The organism is Dactylosporangium sp. NPDC005572 (assembly GCF_040605515.1).
Taxonomy (GTDB): Bacteria; Actinomycetota; Actinomycetes; order Mycobacteriales; family Micromonosporaceae; genus Dactylosporangium.
Window position 1 is genome coordinate 1 of the sequence record NZ_JBEXCY010000423.1, and the last position, 2,937, is coordinate 2,937.

Annotated in this window: 1 protein-coding gene; it reads left to right on the forward strand. The window is 79.0% G+C overall.

The window, feature by feature from the left end; all coding sequences use genetic code 11:
• Positions 1–98 precede the first annotated feature (98 nt).
• Positions 99–2,937 (forward strand): SDR family NAD(P)-dependent oxidoreductase (locus ABZS66_RS61195; RefSeq protein WP_354774130.1); only part of this gene is annotated, 2,839 nt, incomplete at its 3' end.

Here is a 2,937-nt window from a genome sequence, read left to right on the forward strand (position 1 = left end):
TGGTGAAGATGGTGGGGGCGTTGCGGCGGGGGGTGTTGCCGCGGTCGTTGTGGGCGGGTGTGCCGTCGCCGTTGGGGGTGTGGGGGACGGTTCGGTTGTTGGATCGGAATCTGCCGTGGCCGCGGCCGGACGACCGCCCCCGCCGCGCGGGCGTCTCGGCGTTCGCGATCTCGGGGACGAACGCGCATCTCATCCTCGAGGAGGCGCCCGTCACCGCGCCGGCGGCGGCCGAAACCGGCGACCCGGCGGTGCCCTGGCTGCTGTCGGCCAGGACCCCCGAGGCGCTGCGGGACCAGGCGAGCCGGCTGCTGCGGCACCTGGAGCGCCACGACGAGCATGACCCGGCGGCGATCGGGCACACCCTCGCCGCCCACCGCACCCACTTCGCCCACCGGGCCGCGCTGCTCACCGACACCGACGAGGACCGCCGCCACGGCCTCGCGCTGCTCGCCGGGGGCCGCACCGGACCCGGCGTCGTCGCCGGCACCGCCGACGGCGACACCCCGGTCGTGTTCGTCTTCCCCGGCCAGGGCGCCCAGTGGGCCGGCATGGCCCGCGAGCTGCTCGACACCTCCGACGTGTTCCGCACGCACATCCAGCGCTGCGCCGACGCCTTCGCCCCGCACGTCGACTGGTCGCTCGTCGACGTCCTGCACGGCGCCGAGGGCGCGCCCGGCCTCGACCGCGTCGACGTGGTCCAGCCGGCGCTGTTCGCGATGATGGTCTCCCTCGCCGCGCTGTGGCGGGCCGCCGGCGTCGAACCCGCCGCCGTCATCGGCCACAGTCAGGGCGAGATCGCCGCCGCCTGCGTCGCCGGCGCGCTCAGCCTCGACGACGCCGCCCGCGTCGTCACCCGGCGCAGCCAGGCGATCGCCGCGATCGCCGGCCGCGGCGGCATGGCCTCCGTCGCCCTGCCCGTCGACGAGGCCGCCCGGTTCGTCGAACGCTGGGACGGCCGGCTCGCCGTCGCCGTCGTCAACAGCCCCCGCTCCGTCGTCGTGGCCGGCGACGCCGACGCCCTCACCGAGCTCGTCGCCGCCTGCCAGGAGGCCGGCATCCGGGCCCGCCGCGTCGACGTCGACTACGCCTCCCACACCACCCACGTCGAACGCGTCCGCGCCGACGTCACCGCCGCCCTGGCCGGCATCCGCCCCGCCGTCGCCCCCGTCCCCGTGTACTCCACCCTGACCGGCGCCCCCATCCCCGGCGATCGCCTCGATGCCGGCTACTGGTACCGCAACCTGCGCGAGCCCGTCCGCTTCGAGGCCGCGACCCGCCGCCTGCTCGAGACCGGACACCGCCTCTTCGTCGAGGTGAGCCCGCACCCGGTGCTCGTCGCCCCGATCACCGAGACCGCCGAGGACGCCGACACCACCGGCGCCGTCGTCGTCGGCACCCTGCGCCGCGGCGAAGGCGGCCACGACCGGCTCCGCAAGTCGATGGCCCACGCCCACGTCGCCGGCGCCCGGGTCGGCTGGGCGGACCTGCTCGGCCCGCGGCCCGACCGCCTGGTCTCCCTGCCCGCGTACGCGTTCCAGCACGAGCACTACTGGCTGCACGCCGACGCGCCCCGGTCGGGCGAGGGCGGCGGCGGCCGGCGGTACCGCATCGCCTGGCGCCCCGTCCCGGGACCCGGGAGCACCGTCCCGGCGGCGGGGGACTGGCTCGTGCTCGTCACGCCCGCCCTCGCCGAGAGCCCCGAGGCCGCCGCCGTCGCCGCCGCGCTCGGCGGCCGCGCCCGCATCCAGACCGACCTCGCCGGCCCCGACCCGGACCTCGTGCTGTCCCTGCTCGCCCTCGACCCCGCCCACCGGCCCGCCGACACCCTCCGGCTCATCCAGGCCGGCCCGCCCGCGCCCCTGTGGTGCCTCACCCGCGGCGCCGTCTCCACCGGCCCCGGCGACCCGCTCACCGACCCGGACCAGGCCCAGGTCTGGGGCCTCGGCCTGGCCGCCGGCCTGGAGGTCCCGCACCGCTGGGGCGGGCTCGCCGATCTGCCCGCCCGGCTCGACGACGCGGGCGCGGCCCGGCTCGTCGCCGCCATCGCCGCCGGCGGCGAGGACCAGCTCGCGCTGCGCCCCGGCGGCGTCCTCGTCCGCCGGCTCGTCCCCGCCCCCACCACCTCCGGCGCGCAGGACGCCGGCTGGCCGGTCGCCGGCGCGGCCCTCGTCACCGGCGGCACCGGCGGCGTCGGCGCCCACGTCGCCCGCGCGCTCGCAGCCGACGGCGTCACCCCGATCGTCCTGGCCAGCCGCCGCGGCCCCGAAGCACCCGGCGCGGACGCGCTCGAGGCCGAGCTCGAGGCCCTCGGCGCCGACGTCACCGTCGCCGCCTGCGACGTCACCGACCCCGGGGCCGTGCGCGCCCTCGCCGGCGAGCTCGCCGAACGCGGTACGCCGATCCGCTCCGTGTTCCACGCCGCCGGCACCGCGGCCGCCCTCGACCTCGCCGACACCACGCCCGACGACCTCGCCGCCGCCCGCCGGGCCAAGGTCGACGGCGCCCGCACCCTCGCCGCGACGCTGGACGGGCTCGACCGGCTCGTGCTGTTCACCTCCGGCGCCGGGATCTGGGGCGGGGGCGGGCAGGGCGCCTACGCCGCCGCCAATGCCTGCCTCGACGCGCTCGCCGAGCAGTGGCGGGCTGCCGGGATCCCGGCCCAGGCCGTCGCCTGGGGCCTGTGGGCCGGGGCCGGCATGGGCGAGGGCCAGGACGGCGACCGGCTGCGCCGCCGCGGTGTCGTGCCCATGAGCGCCGCCACCGCCCTCGGCGAGCTGCGCGCGGCCACCCGCACCGGCGAGCACCTCGTCGTCGCCGACCTCGACTGGCCCCGGTTCGTCACCGGGTTCGCCGCGGTCCGGCCGGTCCGGCTCTTCGACGAGATTCCCGCCGCCCGGGCCGCCCTCGACGCGCTGCGCGCACCGGCGCCCGCCGGCC